Consider the following 15548-nt stretch of genomic DNA (forward strand, 5'->3'; position numbering starts at 1 on the left):
TAAGTCGTCAAATATACAATTTTATATACTGTATCTTGCAGCCGATGAAGTGGCATTCCTATCTAAATACAGCTGCGCAGGTGCTCGGTGCTTACCGGGGCGACCTTCCCTTCCACCATTTTATCCGGCAATTCTTTAAGCAGGATAAAAAATACGGTTCCCGCGACAGGCGCATGATCTCACAGTTGTGTTATGGTTATCTCCGGTTGGGCGGCGCTTTGAAAGAGGAGCCGGTGGAGGACAGGATACTTGCCGGGTATTTCCTGACCGTTACGCACCGCGATGAATTGCTGCAAACCTTCAGGCCGCAATGGTTCGCCTGGTGGGAAAGCCATCCCGCCGCTACATTAACTGAACGAATAGCGCTGCTCCAACAAACATACCCCGCTTTCCAGGTAGAGGGTATTTTTCCGCTCCTGGAGAAACTCGGGGCCATTTCAGATAGCCATCAATTCTTCAAAGCGCACCTGGTACAGCCCGATGTGTACCTCCGGATCAGGCCCGGACATAAAAAGACCGTTCTGCTGAAACTTGAAAATGCCGGTATTGCTTTCCGGCTGATCGCCCCGGCCACCATCGCGGTTGGCGCCACAGCTCCGCTCGACCAGGTGCTGGAACTGAACCGGGAAGCCGTGATACAGGATGCCAGTTCACAAATGGTGGGGGAACTGATGGAAGAAATGAAAACATTGCTGCCTGAAAAAGGGCTGAAAGTATGGGATTGCTGCGCAGCGAGTGGTGGGAAATCCATTCTCGTGAAAGATGTGGTGGGGAAGATGGAACTTACCGTGTCTGATGTCAGGGAATCTGTTTTGCACAACCTGCGGTCGCGGATGAAAGAAGCGGGTATCGGAGGATACAAGGCCCTGGTGGCCGATCTGGCCAATCCTTCAACCTTTATTCCCCTTGAGAAACAAAGTTTCGACCTGATTATTGCCGATGTACCGTGCAGCGGATCAGGAACCTGGGCCAGAACGCCGGAACAGCTCGCCGCTTTTAAGGAAGCTGATCTAGGTAAATACACCACACTCCAGGAAAAGATCGTTTCCAGGGTATTGCCCTATTTGAAGAATGGTGGAACATTGTTGTACATTACCTGTTCAGTTTTCAGGGAGGAAAATGAGGACAGGGTTACGTTTCTGCAACAGGAAAAAGGATTGAAACTGGTGAAGGCCGCTTACCTGGAAGGGTATGCGCAAAAGGCTGATACGCTCTATGCCGCATTCTTTACCGCCTGATAACGGGGATCATGTTTTTTTGTGTGCCGTCGCTGGTTTGAAGGTAGTATACACCGGCAGGGAGTTTGAGCAGTCCGCGGAATTCCACCGTGTAGTATTGTTCCTTATGCACCACCATTTGTTTGTGATCAATTGGCTTACCACTCAGGTCCACCAATCTTAATTGCAAGGCCCCATCGGCCTCCGCCTTGAAAGCAACCCTCAGTTCATCATCAAAAGGAACGGGGTAGGCCTTTATGTTATTCTTTCCGAGGATTTGCTGGTAATTTTTTTGTTCTTTCTGCCTGGCAAGTATATCATGTGCTTTTTTGAAATTCGGAAGCCCGTAACCATATCTTTCATGTGGCGCATTGTATCGATCACTGCTTTGCTCCACTGCGCGGATGATTTCCATGTTACTGCAATCCGGAAAGGCCTGCCACAGACAAGCCACCATGCCCGCCAGATTCGGATTCGCAAAAGAAGTACCGTTGCCTGAAGCCGCGTTGCCGGCGTTGTTGGCCACCACCGTACCCTGCCCAACAGATACGGCATTGGGTTTGGTTTTTCCACCATAAGCCGGACCCCAACTGGAGAAACCGGCAATCTGTCCAGAAACATTTACTGCGCCAACCGTGAAAACACTGTCGGCATCACCTGGACAGGAAACGAACTTGTTCTCGTTGGTAAGGTTACCGTTATTGCCGGCACTGTTCATGACCAGTATGCCTTTAGCCGCGGCCATATCCGCTGCGCGGGTAATCAGGCTGGTATTGCCATCGCGTTGCTGGTAACTATAGTTGAATGCGGGGTCGTCAAAATCCAGGTAGCCCAGTGAGGAAGAGATCATATCGGCTCCGGCGCTGTCCGCTTTTTCCGCGGCTACCAGCCAGGCCTGTTCTTCATAAGGGTATTCCCTGGCTGCGTTTTCCGTGCGGAACAACAGGTATTGCGCGTAAGGAGCGGAACCCACCATAACGCCGGGCCGGTTGGCGGCCAGTGTGGAAAGGCACTGCATGCCATGGGGATGGTCCTCGTTTACAGAAGCTTCATTATTGATAAAATCCCACTCCATCAATACCCTGTTCTGCAGGCGCAGGCTATCGAACATAGGATTGGTTTTATAGCCCTGGAAACCCGCATCCAGCACGGCGATCAGCATGTTTTCGCCACGAAGCCCCTTGCCATGCAGGAAATCACCTTCATGTAGATGTATCTGCGGGTAGCTGTTGCCGTAGTTTAATGGTGTATTGGTGGTTCTGGGCTGAATGGACAGCGCCTCTTCATTTTCCGCAACAAACTTATCCACGCGTTTCTCCGGAACGGGAGCGTCCATTCTTGGCGACATCCGGCCATCTCCGGCAACAAAAGGAAGTGCTCGTATCCGTTGCAATACAGCCGGGTCCGAGGTTTGAATGAGCGCCTGGTTCATCCACCTCGAACTGTTCAGTACAACGGCGCCTGCTTTCCGGATACTATCAAGGAACGCCGGGTTTACAGGGAGATCGGTGCTGTCCAGTGTGATCTTATGAAACTTTTTACGGGAAATGGCCCGAGGGGAAAGGAATGCCTCCGGCTTGCTCAGTTGAAACGGGGTTCCTTTTTTAGTCGTGAAGCGAACATAATGATAGCCCGTTTGCGCCTTGCATATAAAGGCGCAGCCCAGCAGAAATGCTGTAAATGCTATGATGATCGCTTTATTCAGTGATGACTTTTTTTGATCAGTTATGGTCTATCATCCTGAGCCGGATACCATAAGTTCCGTCCATATATTTACCTGAAGCGGGAGGTGTATTTCCGGCCTGGTACTCTTTATGGAGGAATTCCTTATAGATCAGTCCGATGCCTTTACCATATACTTCAACGGAATAATTCTTTTCAAAATAATTCAGCTTATCCGATTCGGAGCCGATCTCTTCATCACGCTGGTGAATGGTGATCGTGCTGTCCACTGTTTTCATCGGTGTTTCAAAAGGCATGCCTACCATCTCATAAATATAATCCCAGCCATCGAGGTATTTGAATGGAGAGGAAGGAGAGTAGGTATCTATATAGCTGTTGCCTTTCCAACTGAAGTTCTCCCGGATAGGAAGTTGCAGCTTAATGAAACGAAGGTTGTCTTCGTTGCTCTCGCCTGTTTTGCCATTGTGCGTGATGGAATAGGTGGCAATGGGCTTCCAGGCCCCGGTGCCATCAAGGTTCCTGATAGAACGGACCACCCGGTAAGAAGGCCGGTTCATGCCGTCTGTGATTTCAGCATCAACCAGGTCGCGTGCCTGATAGGATACGGTCTTGAAAGCGGTTCCGAAGTTCTGGGTGATGGTGGAATCCAGTTGGTAAATGATATATTTACCCGGCACCATGGGCCAGTAATCAGCCAGGGATGCGGTTTCCAACGTTTCTGTTTCTTTACTGCATCCAATAGCCAGCAGCGAGATGGCCAGTCCGGAGAAAAAAATCCTGAAAAAATGCTTCATGGTTCTTTGAGGTTCACCAGGTGATGAAACGGTATTCAGCGGCGCTTATTGCCTTTACGAAATAATTGCGCGCTGGATGATGCCCCCGCCAATCACATGATCACCTTCATAGAAGACGGCGCTTTGTCCCGGGGCTATTCCTTTAACGGGCGCGTTGAACCTTACATTCACGCCGCCGTCTTTGTTCGACAGTTCGGCTACGGCGCCACGGTCTTTGTACCGGATCTTTGTGATGGCTTCCATACCATCTGTAATGGTGTCGTATTTGATCATGTTCACTTTGCCCACGAACATGTCGTTCCGGTCCAGATCAGGTTCGTCGCCAAGCACCACCGTATTGGTTTCGGGGAAGATATCCGTCACATAAACGGGCCTTCCCAGGGTAATGTCCAATCCTTTCCGTTGACCAATGGTATAGAACGGGTATCCTTTATGTTGTCCCAGTACCTTACCGGTTTTGTCCACAAAATTGCCGCCGGCGACCCTTTCTTCGAGCCCGTCCACTTTTCTTTTCAGGAAGCCGCGGTAGTCGTTGTCGGGCACAAAGCAGATTTCATAGCTTTCCGCTTTTTTGGCGAGTTCAGGGTAGCCCATGTCCATGGCCATCTGCCTGATCTCTGATTTGTGGTAGCCACCCAGCGGGAGCAGTGTTCTGCTCAGCAGGTCCTGTTGCAGCCCCCACAACACATAACTTTGGTCTTTTGTATCGTCCTTTCCTTTGCTGATGAAATACCTTCCGTTGTCGTGCTGGTGGATGCTGGCGTAATGCCCGGTGGCGATGAATTCGCAATCCAGCGCATCGGCTCTTTTCAGGAGCGCGCGCCATTTGATATGGGTATTACACATCACGCAGGGGTTGGGTGTTCTACCGGCTAGGTATTCTTCCACGAAATTTTCCACGACAAAATCGCCGAATTCATCCCTGATGTCCAGGATAAAATGGGAGAAACCGTGTTCTACGGCGGCCATACGTGCGTCGTTGAAAGAATCGAGGTTGCAGCAGCCGGTCTCTTTTTTGCCGGTGCTTCCTCCGCTGGTGGCGTAATCCCATGTTTTCATGGTGATGCCCACTACTTCATAACCTTGTTGGTGCAGCATTAAAGCGGTGACGGTGCTATCAATTCCGCCGCTCATTGCCACCAGTACTTTTCCTTTTCTGCTCATATTTTATTGATTCAAAGTCAATTTTTACAGCTACCTCAATTGGTGTGCGCTGCAAAGGTACAAAGCCGCGGGCTAAAAGCTGTCAGGTGTTTTGACCGGCAGTTTTTCGGTGTTTTTCTCCGGATATGCTGCATAAAACACGGTTTTCCGGCAGCTGAAGGCCAAATATTTTTGCTGAAACAAAATGAAAAGAAAGTGAATGTGCAGCATGTGTTTATTCATTGTGCCTTTTTTGCGGGAAACGAACGGCACAGGATCGATCCTTCCTGGCGGGGCAGGATCAATCGTCAGATCGTTGTGTTGCTGAAACAGTTGAAGCACCAGGTGCACCTGGTGTATTGCATGTCAGACCAACTCCATGTGATCCTTAAGCTGAGCCCGGACACCCCGCTCCAGGAACTGGCGGGCAGGATCAGGGAAAATACGCTCCAGATGATCAATGGCGTATTGCAGCCCCGCGGGCGTTTTTACTGGATGCCAGGATATGCGGCGAACAGCATTGGCCGGGCGGAATTGGTGGAGGTGGTAAAGAAGATACGCTCGTGGGACAGGGAAGGTTGTGACGATTTCAACGAGGCGTTCCAGGATTTGCCGGAGAATGGTCCGCCGGTGCCGGGAACGGAAAACGGAATTAAATAATTTGGCTAAATTGCCGGCTCATATTTTTCAACTCAGAACTATGATTAAAATGCAGGTTATTGGCAATCTGGGAAAAGATTGCCTGGTGAACAATGTAAATGGAAGAACGGTGATCAATTTCAGCGTGGCGCACACCGAAAAGATCAAAGATGCACAGGGTAATCTGAAAGATAAAACGATCTGGGTGGAATGTGCATATTGGACGGATCGTACAGGAATCTCTCCTTACCTGAAAAAAGGCACGCAGGTATATGTGGACGGCGCGCCGGATATCAGGACGTACACCACCAATGACGGCAGAAACGGCGCGAGCCTTTCGCTCAGGGTATTGTCCGTACAGTTGCTGGGAGGCCGCAGTGAAGGTGGTGCGCCAGATGGCGGTGGATACAGTGGTGGTTATGCGGGCGGACAAACCGGCGGCAACAGCGGTAACACTTACAGCGCTCCTTCAGCTCCGGCTGGTAACGATGGCGGAGCCGATGATCTTCCGTTCTAACCACATAAGGAATAATTCAATGAATCTCCAGGTCACCAATATGGTAATTCCTTAATTACCATATCGGGGCAGGGTAATGAAGGAAGGTTGTATCAGTTCAGGTGCAGCCTTCCCAGGTATTAGGATGTTCTGAAAAAAGGAGATAAACCAACACCAATGGAAACAAGCACATTTTCTTACGGTCAACTGAGTGCATTCACGAAAGATATTTTTCTGGCGATCGGCTGCTCCGAACCAGATGCAACCCTGGCAGCGGAAGTGTTGCTGAGCGCTGACCTGCGGGGTGTTGATTCACATGGAGTGGCCAGGTTAAGCGGTTATGTGCGCCTTTGGGAAGCGGGCCGCATCAACGCTACACCCGATATCAGGGTGGTACATGAAACGCCTTCCACCGCTGTTGTGGACGGAGACAGTGGACTGGGCCTTGTGGTGGCGCCATTCGCCATGAAGGTAGCCATTGATAAGGCCGCAAATGCGGGAACGGGTTGGGTGAGCGTACGCAACTCCAATCATTATGGTATTGCGGGTTATCACGCCATGATGGCGCTGGAAAAAGATATGATCGGCATGAGCATGACCAATGCCAGTCCTTTGGTGGCGCCAACTTTTTCTACCGAAAGACTGCTTGGCACAAATCCTATATGTGTAGCGATTCCTGGTGGAAAGGAGCCTGCTTTTGTGGCGGACATGGCCACTACAACCGCCGCAAACGGCAAGCTGGAAATCCTGCAGCGCAAACAGCAGCCCGCGCCGGCCGGCTGGATACAGGACAAAGAGGGCAATTCCACCTCGGATGCGCATGCGCTTAAAACAGGCGGTGCATTGCTGCCATTAGGAGGCACCAGGGAACAGGGAAGCCACAAGGGGTATGCACTTGGCTCGATAGTGGACATATTCTCCGCGGTACTCAGCGGAGCAAACTATGGTCCGTGGGTTCCGCCATTCCCTGCCTATGTTCCTATGCCTGAAAATATGCCGGGTAAAGGCATTGGGCATTTCTTTGGCGCTATGCGGGTGGATGCTTTCAGGCCCAAAGAAGAATTCTTCAAAGATATGGAGCAGTGGATCAACAGGTTCAGGAACGCGAAAACAGTTCCCGGTGAAGAGAAAGTACTGATACCCGGTGATCCGGAAAGGGCTTATGAGGCCATCCGAAGAGCAGAAGGAATACCGCTGCTCCAGCCTGTGGTAGAAGATTTGAGTGCGCTGGCGCAAAAATTCGGCTGCAAGCTTTAACTTCGTGCGCCGAAACAAAACATCACAAAACCAACCGTTGATTGTCTGTTGAACAGGAGCAATCAAATTGTGCTCCGCGATTGCTCCAGGCACCCATCTGGTCTAAATCAATTGTATGAAAGTTATGAAATTTGGGGGTACCTCTGTAGGTAAACCCGAAAGAATGCACGAGGTGGGAAGGCTCATCACACGTGATGAAGAACCAACCATCGTGATCCTGAGCGCGCTGAGCGGAACCACGAACACCCTGGTGGCCATCGGGGATGCGATGAGCAAAAACGATAAAGAAACCGCCAAACAGAAGATCGACGAATTATACGCCCACTACCAGCAGTTCCTGAAGGACCTTCTGAAACAGGAAGCAACATACAACAAAGCAAAAGCCATCATTGATGAGCATTTCGAGTTCCTGAACATCATCCTGAAAATATCATTCAACGAGGCACTCAATAAAGACATCCTCGCCCAGGGCGAACTGATGAGCACCAAAATGTTCAGTGCTTACCTCGAAGAAGCAGGTATTGACCATGCCCTGCTACCCGCATTGGAATTCATGCGCATCGATGCGTACGATGAACCTCAGGTCCCCGTGATCAGCGAAAAACTCAAAGCGCTGATCGAAGAACACAAAGGCAAAAAACTGTTCATCACCCAGGGATATATCTGCCGCAACGCAAGGGGAGAAGTGGACAACCTGAAACGCGGCGGAAGCGACTACAGCGCTTCGCTGATCGCGGCGGCCATCAAAGCAAGTGTATGCGAAATATGGACCGATATCGACGGCATGCACAACAATGACCCGCGCGTGGTAAAAAAGACTGTGCCCATCGAACAACTCAGTTTTGATGAAGCTGCGGAGCTGGCTTATTTCGGCGCTAAAATCCTGCATCCGGCCTCCATCTGGCCCGCACAGATGTACAATGTGCCCGTGAAGCTCCTCAATACCATGCAGCCCGAAGCCAAAGGTACCACCATCATGGCGGAAGCCGGATCGGTTGGCGTGAAAGCCGTGGCCGCGAAGGATGGCATCATCGCCATCAAAATCAAGAGCAGCCGAATGTTGCTCGCCTATGGGTTCCTCCGCAAAATATTCGAGGTATTCGAAAAATACCGTACCCCGATCGATATGATCACCACTTCCGAAGTGGCGGTCTCCCTTACGATCGACAGCAATACTTATCTCAAGGAGATCGTGAAAGAACTCGAACCATTCGGCACCATCGAAGTGGACGCGAACCACACCATCGTTTCGGTAGTGGGCAACGAAATCGTGAAAACCACAGATATGCTCCAAAGGCTTTTCGAAGCCCTCTCTCCGATACCCGTGCGAATGGTAAGCTATGGCGGAAGCAAGCACAATGTTTCTATCCTCGTACCTTCCGATTATAAAACCGAAACACTTCAACTGCTCAACAAAGGTGTTTTCGGATTGGAGTAACTGAGAAGAATACAATAAAAAGAGGCTATATCGTTCATACGATATAGCCTCTTCCATTTTATGCAACGCGAATAGCGTTTTTATGATTTCTCTTTTTCTTGCTATTAAGTTCAAAGCTTTAATACAAAATAGCGCTAAAAAAACGCAAATAAAAATTGCAAACCCTTAACCTCTGCTCATTCAACAGCTCTTTGCGTCGTGGCGCCGTTGCGAGAAATTAAATTCCCCACTGAAAAACTGCAAACACAAACAACGCCTTGCTTCTGCGAGGAACGAAGCAGTAGCGTGAAAAAAACTAAAGCACCACCATCGCATCCCCGTAACTAAAGAACCTGTACTTATCCTTAATCGCCTTCTTATACGCCTCCATCGCCAGATCATACCCCGCAAAAGCACAGGTCATAATCAGCAGACTGGTCTTAGGCAGATGAAAATTCGTAATCAGCGAATCCGCAATAGAAAACTCATAAGGCGGATGAATGAATGTGTTCGTCCATCCTTCAGAAGGCTTCAGCAGTTTCTGCGCGGTAAAAGAAGATTCGATGGCACGCATGGTGGTAGTACCTACGGAGCAGATGCGGTGGCCGGTTTCCCGTGCTTTGTTCACGAGCTTGCAGGCTTCTTCATCAATTTTGTAATACTCCGCGTCCATTTTATGTTTGCTGAGGTCCTCCACTTCAATGGGCCTGAAAGTACCCAGTCCGGTATGAAGGGTGATTTCTGCAAAACGAACCCCTTTGATTTCAAGGCGCTTGATCAGTTCTTTGGAGAAGTGCAGGCCAGCGGTAGGAGCGGCAACGGCACCTTCATGTTTGGCGTAAACCGTTTGGTAACGTTCTTTATCGTCCTCGTCCGGCTTGCGTTTAATGTATTTGGGAAGCGGGGTTTCGCCGAGGAACTCCAGCATCTGGCGGAATTCATCATCGGTACCGTCCCACAGGAAACGGATGGTACGGCCGCGGGAAGTGGTATTGTCAATCACTTCTGCCACCAGTTCATCGTTGTCACCGAAATACAGTTTGTTGCCTACGCGGATTTTACGGGCGGGATCCACGATCACATCCCATAAGCGGTTGGGCTTATTGAGTTCGCGCAGCAGGAAAACCTCGATCTTTGCGCCGGTCTTCTCTTTACGGCCATACATACGCGCCGGGAAAACTTTGGTATTGTTAACGACCATGCAATCTTTGTCGTCGAAATAATCCAGGATGTCTTTGAAATTCTTGTTCTCGATCTGGCCGGTTTTGCGGTGCACCACCATCAAACGGCTGTCTTCACGTCTTTTGGCAGGATTTTGTGCGATAAGGTTTAAGGGAAGATCAAATTTGAACTGAGATAACTTCATATATGAAACACGGTTTATTGTAAATTATTCAGCCGCATGCAACAAACCGGGCGCAGAGGAAGTGTAGGATATCTGCAATACTACCTGATCTTACGGAACCAGGATTGTTCATGTTACGGCATGAATCAAAGCCCGCAAAAATAATATATTTTTCTAATCCGGCAAAATTCTGCCTTACCCTATGGATTTTGCCCGCAATGATTATCTTAGCGTTGAGGCGCTTTTCTTGTAAGGAACTCATTTTCACCTTTTAATGTTTATCCTGTGCAACGGCCCTTCCCTAAAAAATGAAATGAGGATGAAAAAATTACTGGCCCTGGTATTGTGGGTCCTTACAGCAATTACTGCAAACGCGCAATCACAAAAGAAATACCCCAGTTTGCTTTGGGAAATATCCGGGAACGGACTGAAATCACCTTCTTACCTGTTCGGAACTATGCATGTGAGCAGTAAAATGGCCTTCCACCTCAGCGATTCCTTCTACAACAGTATCCGCTCCGTGGATATGGTGGCCCTGGAACTTGATCCTTTAAAATGGCAGGATGAACTTTTTGTGTCACAGGACAAGCAAAAGAAGTTGCGCAGCTTTTCCGCCCAGGCATCCGGTTTTTACATCATGGAAAAGTCGTTCCAGCTGAAACGCTTTGAGGAAGACCTTAAAAAAGCGCTGGGCGAGGAGCCGCTGGTGTTGAACAGCCTCCTGTACCGCACGTACAAACAGCGTTCGGATTTCGAGGAAGATACTTACCTGGACCTTTATATCTTTCAAACGGCCCGGAAGATGGGCAAGCGCTCCACGGGCGTGGAAGATTTCTTTGAAACGGAAAGATTGATCACGGAAGCCTACCTGGATATGGCGAAGGAGAAAAAGAAAAAAACCGTAAATGAGGATGAACCTACCTATGATCTTGAAAAGAAAGCGCAGGAAGCCTACCGTAAGGGAGACCTGGACGAACTGGATTCGCTCGAAAAGAAAATGCAGCGCTCCGATGCTTTCATGGAGAAGTTCATGTTCCTCCGAAATGAAATTCAGGCCAATTCCATTGATACTATTCTTAAAAAACAAAGTCTGTTCGTTGGCGTTGGCGCCGCGCACCTTCCGGGAGAAAGGGGAGTGATTGAGCTGCTCCGGAAAAAAGGCTATCAGTTGAGACCTGTATTGATGCAGGACCGTGACGCCCGTCAGAAGGACGAAATAGATCAGTTGCATGTTCCGGTTAAATTCGAGGTGTTTCGGGAGGAACAGGGTTTGTTTTCCGCTGAAACTCCCTGGGGGAAAATGTATAAGAAAGAGGACGAGAACAGCACGTACATGGGCTGGCAATATGCCGATATGCAGAACGGCGCTTATTACTCCGCCACGCGCCTGGGAACACACGCTTGTTTAACCGGGTTTTCCGAAGAAGTGGTGATGAAGAAGTTGGATAGCATGTTGTATGAAAGCATTCCCGGAAAGATCATCTCTTCCGAACCGTTCACTGAAAACGGCTATCGTGGTAAAATGATTGTGAACAGAACGCGCCGGGGTGATGTGCAGCAATACAAGCTATTCATCACGCCTTTTGATGTCTGGATATTCAAGGTGAGCGGTTCAGGCGATTACGCTTCCGGTGACGAAGCAAAGCGCTTCCTGGCTTCCGCGCAACTTCCCGGAAAAATCACTGGGGGATGGAAGACCATTGCTCCGCCTCGTGGAGGGTATACTGTTTCCATGCCCGCATTTTCCACCACCGTGAACAATACCGCGGCGGATGGCCGAATAGAAATTACCGCCACCGATCCGGCTACCGGAAATGCTTATGCGCTGTGGAAACAAACCATTCAGCAATTGAGTTTTATTGAAGAAGACAGTTTTTACATAGGCCTGGTGGAAGAAAGTTTTAAAAGGGGAGAGCTGATTGAGAAGACCTTATCCAGGAAACAAGGCAGCCACCATGGTGTTCCCTGTATCAACGCACTCTATAAGATGAAAGATGACGGGTACCTTCGTGCGCGTTTTGTTACCACCGGCAACGATCTCTATGTTTTGCTGGCGAGAAGCAGGCAAAAGGAAGCTGCCCACGAGCCGTTCTTTTCGTCATTTTCCGTTACGCCTTACCGCTATAACACCTTCCACGATTACCGTGATACCCTGTTTGGCTTCCAGGCGAAAATACCGCAAAGGCCTGACCTTGATCCTGACTTACGCTCCCTGTTGCATAAAGCGACGTCCGATGAATACCTCAACAGTATCCCGGATTATTTTCAATACCAGGAGAAAAGCAAGTACGCGCATTTTGACGACAAAGAAACAGGGGAAGCGGTGTACGTTTCGCTCACGGAATTTCCCCGTTACTACTTTGTAAAGGATACCGCTACTTTCTGGAAGAAAGAACTGCGCGAAGAAGAAATCAGGGAGGACCTGATAGTACATTCCAAGAAGATGGTCTCCCGCCCCGATGGCGCTTCCGGCTACGAACTGATCTTACGCGATACGAATACCCGCAAGCAGATCTGGCTGATGGCCATGCTGCAGCAGAACCGCCTGTACAGAGTGTTGTATGCTTCCGACAGCGCGGCGGTATCTCCATTCGCCACCACATTTTATACTTCGTTCGTCCCGTTAAAAGTACCGGGAGAAAAGTTGGTGACGGAGCGGAAGTCTTCGGTGTTTTTCGCCGATTACCACAGCGCTGATTCCGCTACCAGGAAGCGTGCCACGGAAGCGATTCCCTACGTGTATTTCGGGCCGGAAGATGTGGATAGCCTCACGGGGAATATCAGGCGTTTACGCGTAGGTGATAAAGATTATCTCTCCAGGAAAACCAATTTTATCAAAGAACTTGGATATATAAGAGACAGTACGGTTACGAATAAATTGGTAGACGCGCTTTCAAACATATTTATCGCATCCGGTGATACCACCGCGATGCAGAATGCCGTGCTGGAAGCCCTCGCCGCCAACCGTACCAAGACTTCTTACGAATTACTGGGCAAACTGCTCAAGGAAAGTCCGCCGGTGTACGAAAATATTTACGAGTACGACCAGTTCTTCGGCAAACTGTACGATTCACTTCAGCTTTCAGCCACCCTGTTCCCCGATATGATGGACCTTTCCGCGGTGGAAGATTATAAACCATACATACAGGGGCTGCTCATCGAATTGTGTGACAGTAGCCTGCTGGATGCCGCCATTTATAAGCGGTACTTCCCCCAGATTTATGTAGATGCGCGGATGGAACTGAAAAAGATGCAGGTGGGTGATGAGAAAAAAATGGACCGCGAAGAAGAGGACGGAGATATGGTAGAAGAGGGAGATGAGGACCGCAAAGACTTGCCCGTGTACACCTACGCACGCTTGCTGGCGCCGTTTTACGCCCAGCACAACAATGTGCAACTCTATTTTAAAAGGCTGCTTGAAGTGCGCGATGAACGGACCAAACTGACCATCGCGACACTGATGCTGGAACAGAAGATTCCACTACCTGATACCATGTACCATTACCTCGCTTCCCGTGTGGTCACTTCTGCTGCCTGGTTGCGTGCGCTGGAGAAACAGGGCATGGCCTCAAAGTTTCCCACGGCATTTAAAAAGCAGGTGGATATTTCAAGGAGTTTATTGCTGGAATCGGAAGGGTACGAACAATTCCACGCCGTAGAAATGAAGGGCCGTTCCTGGGTGGCGATAAAAGGCAGAGCGGGATGGGTGTATTTCTTCCGCTACAAGATATTGCCGGACGATGAATGGCAACTGGGGCTTTCAGGCATTCAGCCCGCCAATGAAAAACTGGTGGATGTGAAAGGTGATCTTGTACGGCTCACTAAAAAGGCGATAAACTCCGGTACGCCGCTGGACGAGCAGTTCCAGGACCAACTGATCCGGCTCATTTATGAGAACAGGCAGAGTTCGGCAGGTTTCTTTAATGAATATGACCGTTATTGAATCAATTGACCTTTTTCCATCCGTAGGATCCGGTCGCAGAAATAGCGTACCACTTCACGGTCATGGGAAATAAACAATAAGGTGAGGTTGAACCGGGCTTTTAGCTCATTCAGGAGATTGAGCACCTGGGCCTGAACGCTTACATCCAAAGCGGAGACGGATTCATCGCATACGATGAATGCCGGTTCCATGGAAAGCGCCCGGGCAATGGAAATGCGTTGCCGCTGTCCTCCGGAGAACTCGTGCGGATACTTCGTGATGGAAGAACCCGGTAATTGCACGTGGTCGAGCAGTTCAAGCACCCGTTTTTTCCTTGCGTTACGGTCCGGGAAAATACCGTGTATCAGCATAGGTTCTTCCAGCAAGGCCCCCACTGTTTTGGACGGGTTAAGGGAAGAATATGGATCCTGGAAGATCAACTGCATTTTACGCCTCAGTTTTTTCCATTGGGCCGAATTCAGTTGGGTGATGTCTTCTCCTTCAAATTGTATTTCCGTTTCTTTTTCAGGCGCCACCAGGTGTAAAAGCGCTCTTCCCGTGGTGGTTTTCCCACATCCTGAAGGGCCCGTTAATCCCAATGTTTCTCCTTTAAAAATATCAAAGGAGATATTGTCAACCGCTCTGAAAGCGGTTTTCTTCCCGTTTATGGCAGTCCGGTAGTGCAGCACGGACATGTTTTTAACGGATATCAATACGTTTTTTTCTCGTGGTGCAATGGGTGTAATAGGAGGAGATTCATGGTGATGTGCTCCGATCGTCATCAGTTGCTGTACGTTGGGAAGCGGGGTGCCTTTGGCGTACAAGGCCGGGCGGCAGGCAAGCAGCGCACGGGTATAGGGATGTTCAGCTTGCGTGAAAATGTTACTGGTAGTATTGTTTTCCACCAGTTCGCCCTTATACATGACAAGGATGCGGTCGGCGGTGTTCTCTACCAAACCAAGATCGTGTGTAATAAAAAGGATCGCGAGTTGTTGTTCCTGCTGCAATTGCCGGAGCAGGGCCACGATGGAGCGTTGCACATCGTAATCGAGCGCGGTGGTGGGTTCATCGCAGATCAGTAATGATGGGCCGCAACTCACGGCCAGGGCGATCATCACCCTTTGCTTCTGCCCACCGCTTATTTCGTGCGGGTATTTGTGGATGATCTTTTCGGGGTCAGGCAATTCCACTTTCCGGCAAAGCGCAATGGCTTTGTCCCGGGCTTGCGTATGCGAAATCCCCTGGTGACGCACCATTGCTTCCATGATCTGTTCGCCGCAAGTGAGTAGCGGATTGAGCGAGGTCATCGGTTCCTGGAAGATCATGGCCGCTTCTTTGCCCCGTAATGCGGCCATATCCTGTTCTCCGGCATTCGTGATGGAAATAGCCGTATTGTTTTTGGTGTGCAATACAATCTCGCCTTCATAGGCCGTTGTATTCCTGTCCAGCAATTGCAGGATGGAGAGTGCGGTCACCGATTTGCCGGAGCCGGATTCGCCTACCAGTGCCACCCATTCTCCTTTGCGGATGGAGCAACTCAGGTGTTGAACGGCCCGGAAAGTATTTTCTGCTCCGCGAAAGCTGATGGAAAGGTCTTTGATGGAAAGAATGGTACTCAAAAGCTGTATTTGTTTC

Annotated in this window: 11 protein-coding genes; 6 read left to right on the forward strand and 5 right to left on the reverse strand. The window is 49.7% G+C overall.

The window, feature by feature from the left end:
• The first annotated feature begins 44 nt into the window (after window positions 1-44).
• Window positions 45-1238, forward strand: coding sequence for an RsmB/NOP family class I SAM-dependent RNA methyltransferase (locus M4J38_RS06250; RefSeq protein ID WP_251758681.1), 1194 nt, complete (start codon window positions 45-47; stop codon window positions 1236-1238).
• Here the strand turns inward: M4J38_RS06250 and M4J38_RS06255 are convergent.
• The 3 genes from M4J38_RS06255 to mnmA all read right to left on the reverse strand — a co-directional run bounded on the left by M4J38_RS06255 (window position 1228) and on the right by mnmA (window position 4858).
• Window positions 1228-2649 (reverse strand): S8 family peptidase, encoded by a 1422-nt coding sequence (locus M4J38_RS06255; protein ID WP_251758682.1) that lies wholly within the window; start codon window positions 2647-2649, stop codon window positions 1228-1230. The two genes, M4J38_RS06250 and M4J38_RS06255, sit on opposite strands and share 11 nt — an antisense overlap.
• Before the next feature lie 289 nt (window positions 2650-2938).
• Window positions 2939-3694: a hypothetical protein gene (locus M4J38_RS06260; RefSeq protein ID WP_251758683.1), complete on the reverse strand. Its 756-nt coding sequence runs from the start codon at window positions 3692-3694 to the stop codon at window positions 2939-2941.
• Between the two features lie 54 nt (window positions 3695-3748).
• Complete coding sequence (gene mnmA, locus M4J38_RS06265) at window positions 3749-4858, reverse strand: tRNA 2-thiouridine(34) synthase MnmA (protein ID WP_251758684.1); 1110 nt, start codon at window positions 4856-4858, stop codon at window positions 3749-3751.
• A gap of 171 nt (window positions 4859-5029) precedes the next feature.
• Here mnmA and M4J38_RS06270 point away from each other — a divergent pair, with 171 nt between their 5' ends.
• The 4 genes from M4J38_RS06270 to M4J38_RS06285 all read left to right on the forward strand — a co-directional run bounded on the left by M4J38_RS06270 (window position 5030) and on the right by M4J38_RS06285 (window position 8667).
• On the forward strand, window positions 5030-5497 hold the full coding sequence (locus M4J38_RS06270; protein WP_251758685.1) for a transposase: 468 nt from the start codon (window positions 5030-5032) through the stop codon (window positions 5495-5497).
• Window positions 5498-5537: 40 nt separating this feature from the next.
• Window positions 5538-5993, forward strand: a complete 456-nt coding sequence (locus M4J38_RS06275; RefSeq protein WP_251758686.1) for a single-stranded DNA-binding protein — start codon at window positions 5538-5540, stop codon at window positions 5991-5993.
• 156 nt (window positions 5994-6149) lie between these two features.
• On the forward strand, window positions 6150-7229 hold the full coding sequence (locus tag M4J38_RS06280) for an Ldh family oxidoreductase (protein ID WP_251758687.1): 1080 nt from the start codon (window positions 6150-6152) through the stop codon (window positions 7227-7229).
• 115 nt (window positions 7230-7344) lie between these two features.
• Window positions 7345-8667: an aspartate kinase gene (locus M4J38_RS06285; protein WP_251758688.1), complete on the forward strand. Its 1323-nt coding sequence runs from the start codon at window positions 7345-7347 to the stop codon at window positions 8665-8667.
• Between the two features lie 295 nt (window positions 8668-8962).
• Here the strand turns inward: M4J38_RS06285 and queA are convergent, their stop codons facing one another.
• Window positions 8963-10012 (reverse strand): tRNA preQ1(34) S-adenosylmethionine ribosyltransferase-isomerase QueA, encoded by a 1050-nt coding sequence (gene queA, locus M4J38_RS06290; protein WP_251758689.1) that lies wholly within the window; start codon window positions 10010-10012, stop codon window positions 8963-8965.
• Between the two features lie 298 nt (window positions 10013-10310).
• Between queA and M4J38_RS06295 the strand changes: the two genes are divergently transcribed.
• Window positions 10311-13934 (forward strand): TraB/GumN family protein, encoded by a 3624-nt coding sequence (locus M4J38_RS06295; protein WP_251758690.1) that lies wholly within the window; start codon window positions 10311-10313, stop codon window positions 13932-13934.
• Here M4J38_RS06295 and M4J38_RS06300 read toward each other — a convergent pair.
• Window positions 13928-15532 (reverse strand): ABC transporter ATP-binding protein, encoded by a 1605-nt coding sequence (locus M4J38_RS06300; RefSeq protein WP_251758691.1) that lies wholly within the window; start codon window positions 15530-15532, stop codon window positions 13928-13930. The two genes, M4J38_RS06295 and M4J38_RS06300, sit on opposite strands and share 7 nt — an antisense overlap.
• Between the last annotated feature and the right edge of the window lie 16 nt (window positions 15533-15548).

It is taken from the genome of Parasegetibacter sp. NRK P23 (genome assembly GCF_023721715.1).
In the GTDB taxonomy this organism is placed as follows: Bacteria; Bacteroidota; Bacteroidia; order Chitinophagales; family Chitinophagaceae; genus Parasegetibacter.

Excerpts from the sequence above, each read along its gene's own strand:
- M4J38_RS06275 (WP_251758686.1), top strand. The coding sequence starts at position 5,538 with ATGATTAAAATGCAGGTTATTGGCAATCTGGGAAAAGATTGCCTGGTG.
- M4J38_RS06250 (WP_251758681.1), top strand. The coding sequence starts at position 45 with ATGAAGTGGCATTCCTATCTAAATACAGCTGCGCAGGTGCTCGGTGCT.
- M4J38_RS06260 (WP_251758683.1), bottom strand. The coding sequence starts at position 3,694 with ATGAAGCATTTTTTCAGGATTTTTTTCTCCGGACTGGCCATCTCGCTG.
- M4J38_RS06255 (WP_251758682.1), bottom strand. The coding sequence starts at position 2,649 with ATGAACCAGGCGCTCATTCAAACCTCGGACCCGGCTGTATTGCAACGG.
- M4J38_RS06295 (WP_251758690.1), top strand. The coding sequence starts at position 10,311 with ATGAAAAAATTACTGGCCCTGGTATTGTGGGTCCTTACAGCAATTACT.
- M4J38_RS06285 (WP_251758688.1), top strand. The coding sequence starts at position 7,345 with ATGAAAGTTATGAAATTTGGGGGTACCTCTGTAGGTAAACCCGAAAGA.
- mnmA (WP_251758684.1), bottom strand. The coding sequence starts at position 4,858 with ATGAGCAGAAAAGGAAAAGTACTGGTGGCAATGAGCGGCGGAATTGAT.
- M4J38_RS06280 (WP_251758687.1), top strand. The coding sequence starts at position 6,150 with ATGGAAACAAGCACATTTTCTTACGGTCAACTGAGTGCATTCACGAAA.
- queA (WP_251758689.1), bottom strand. The coding sequence starts at position 10,012 with ATGAAGTTATCTCAGTTCAAATTTGATCTTCCCTTAAACCTTATCGCA.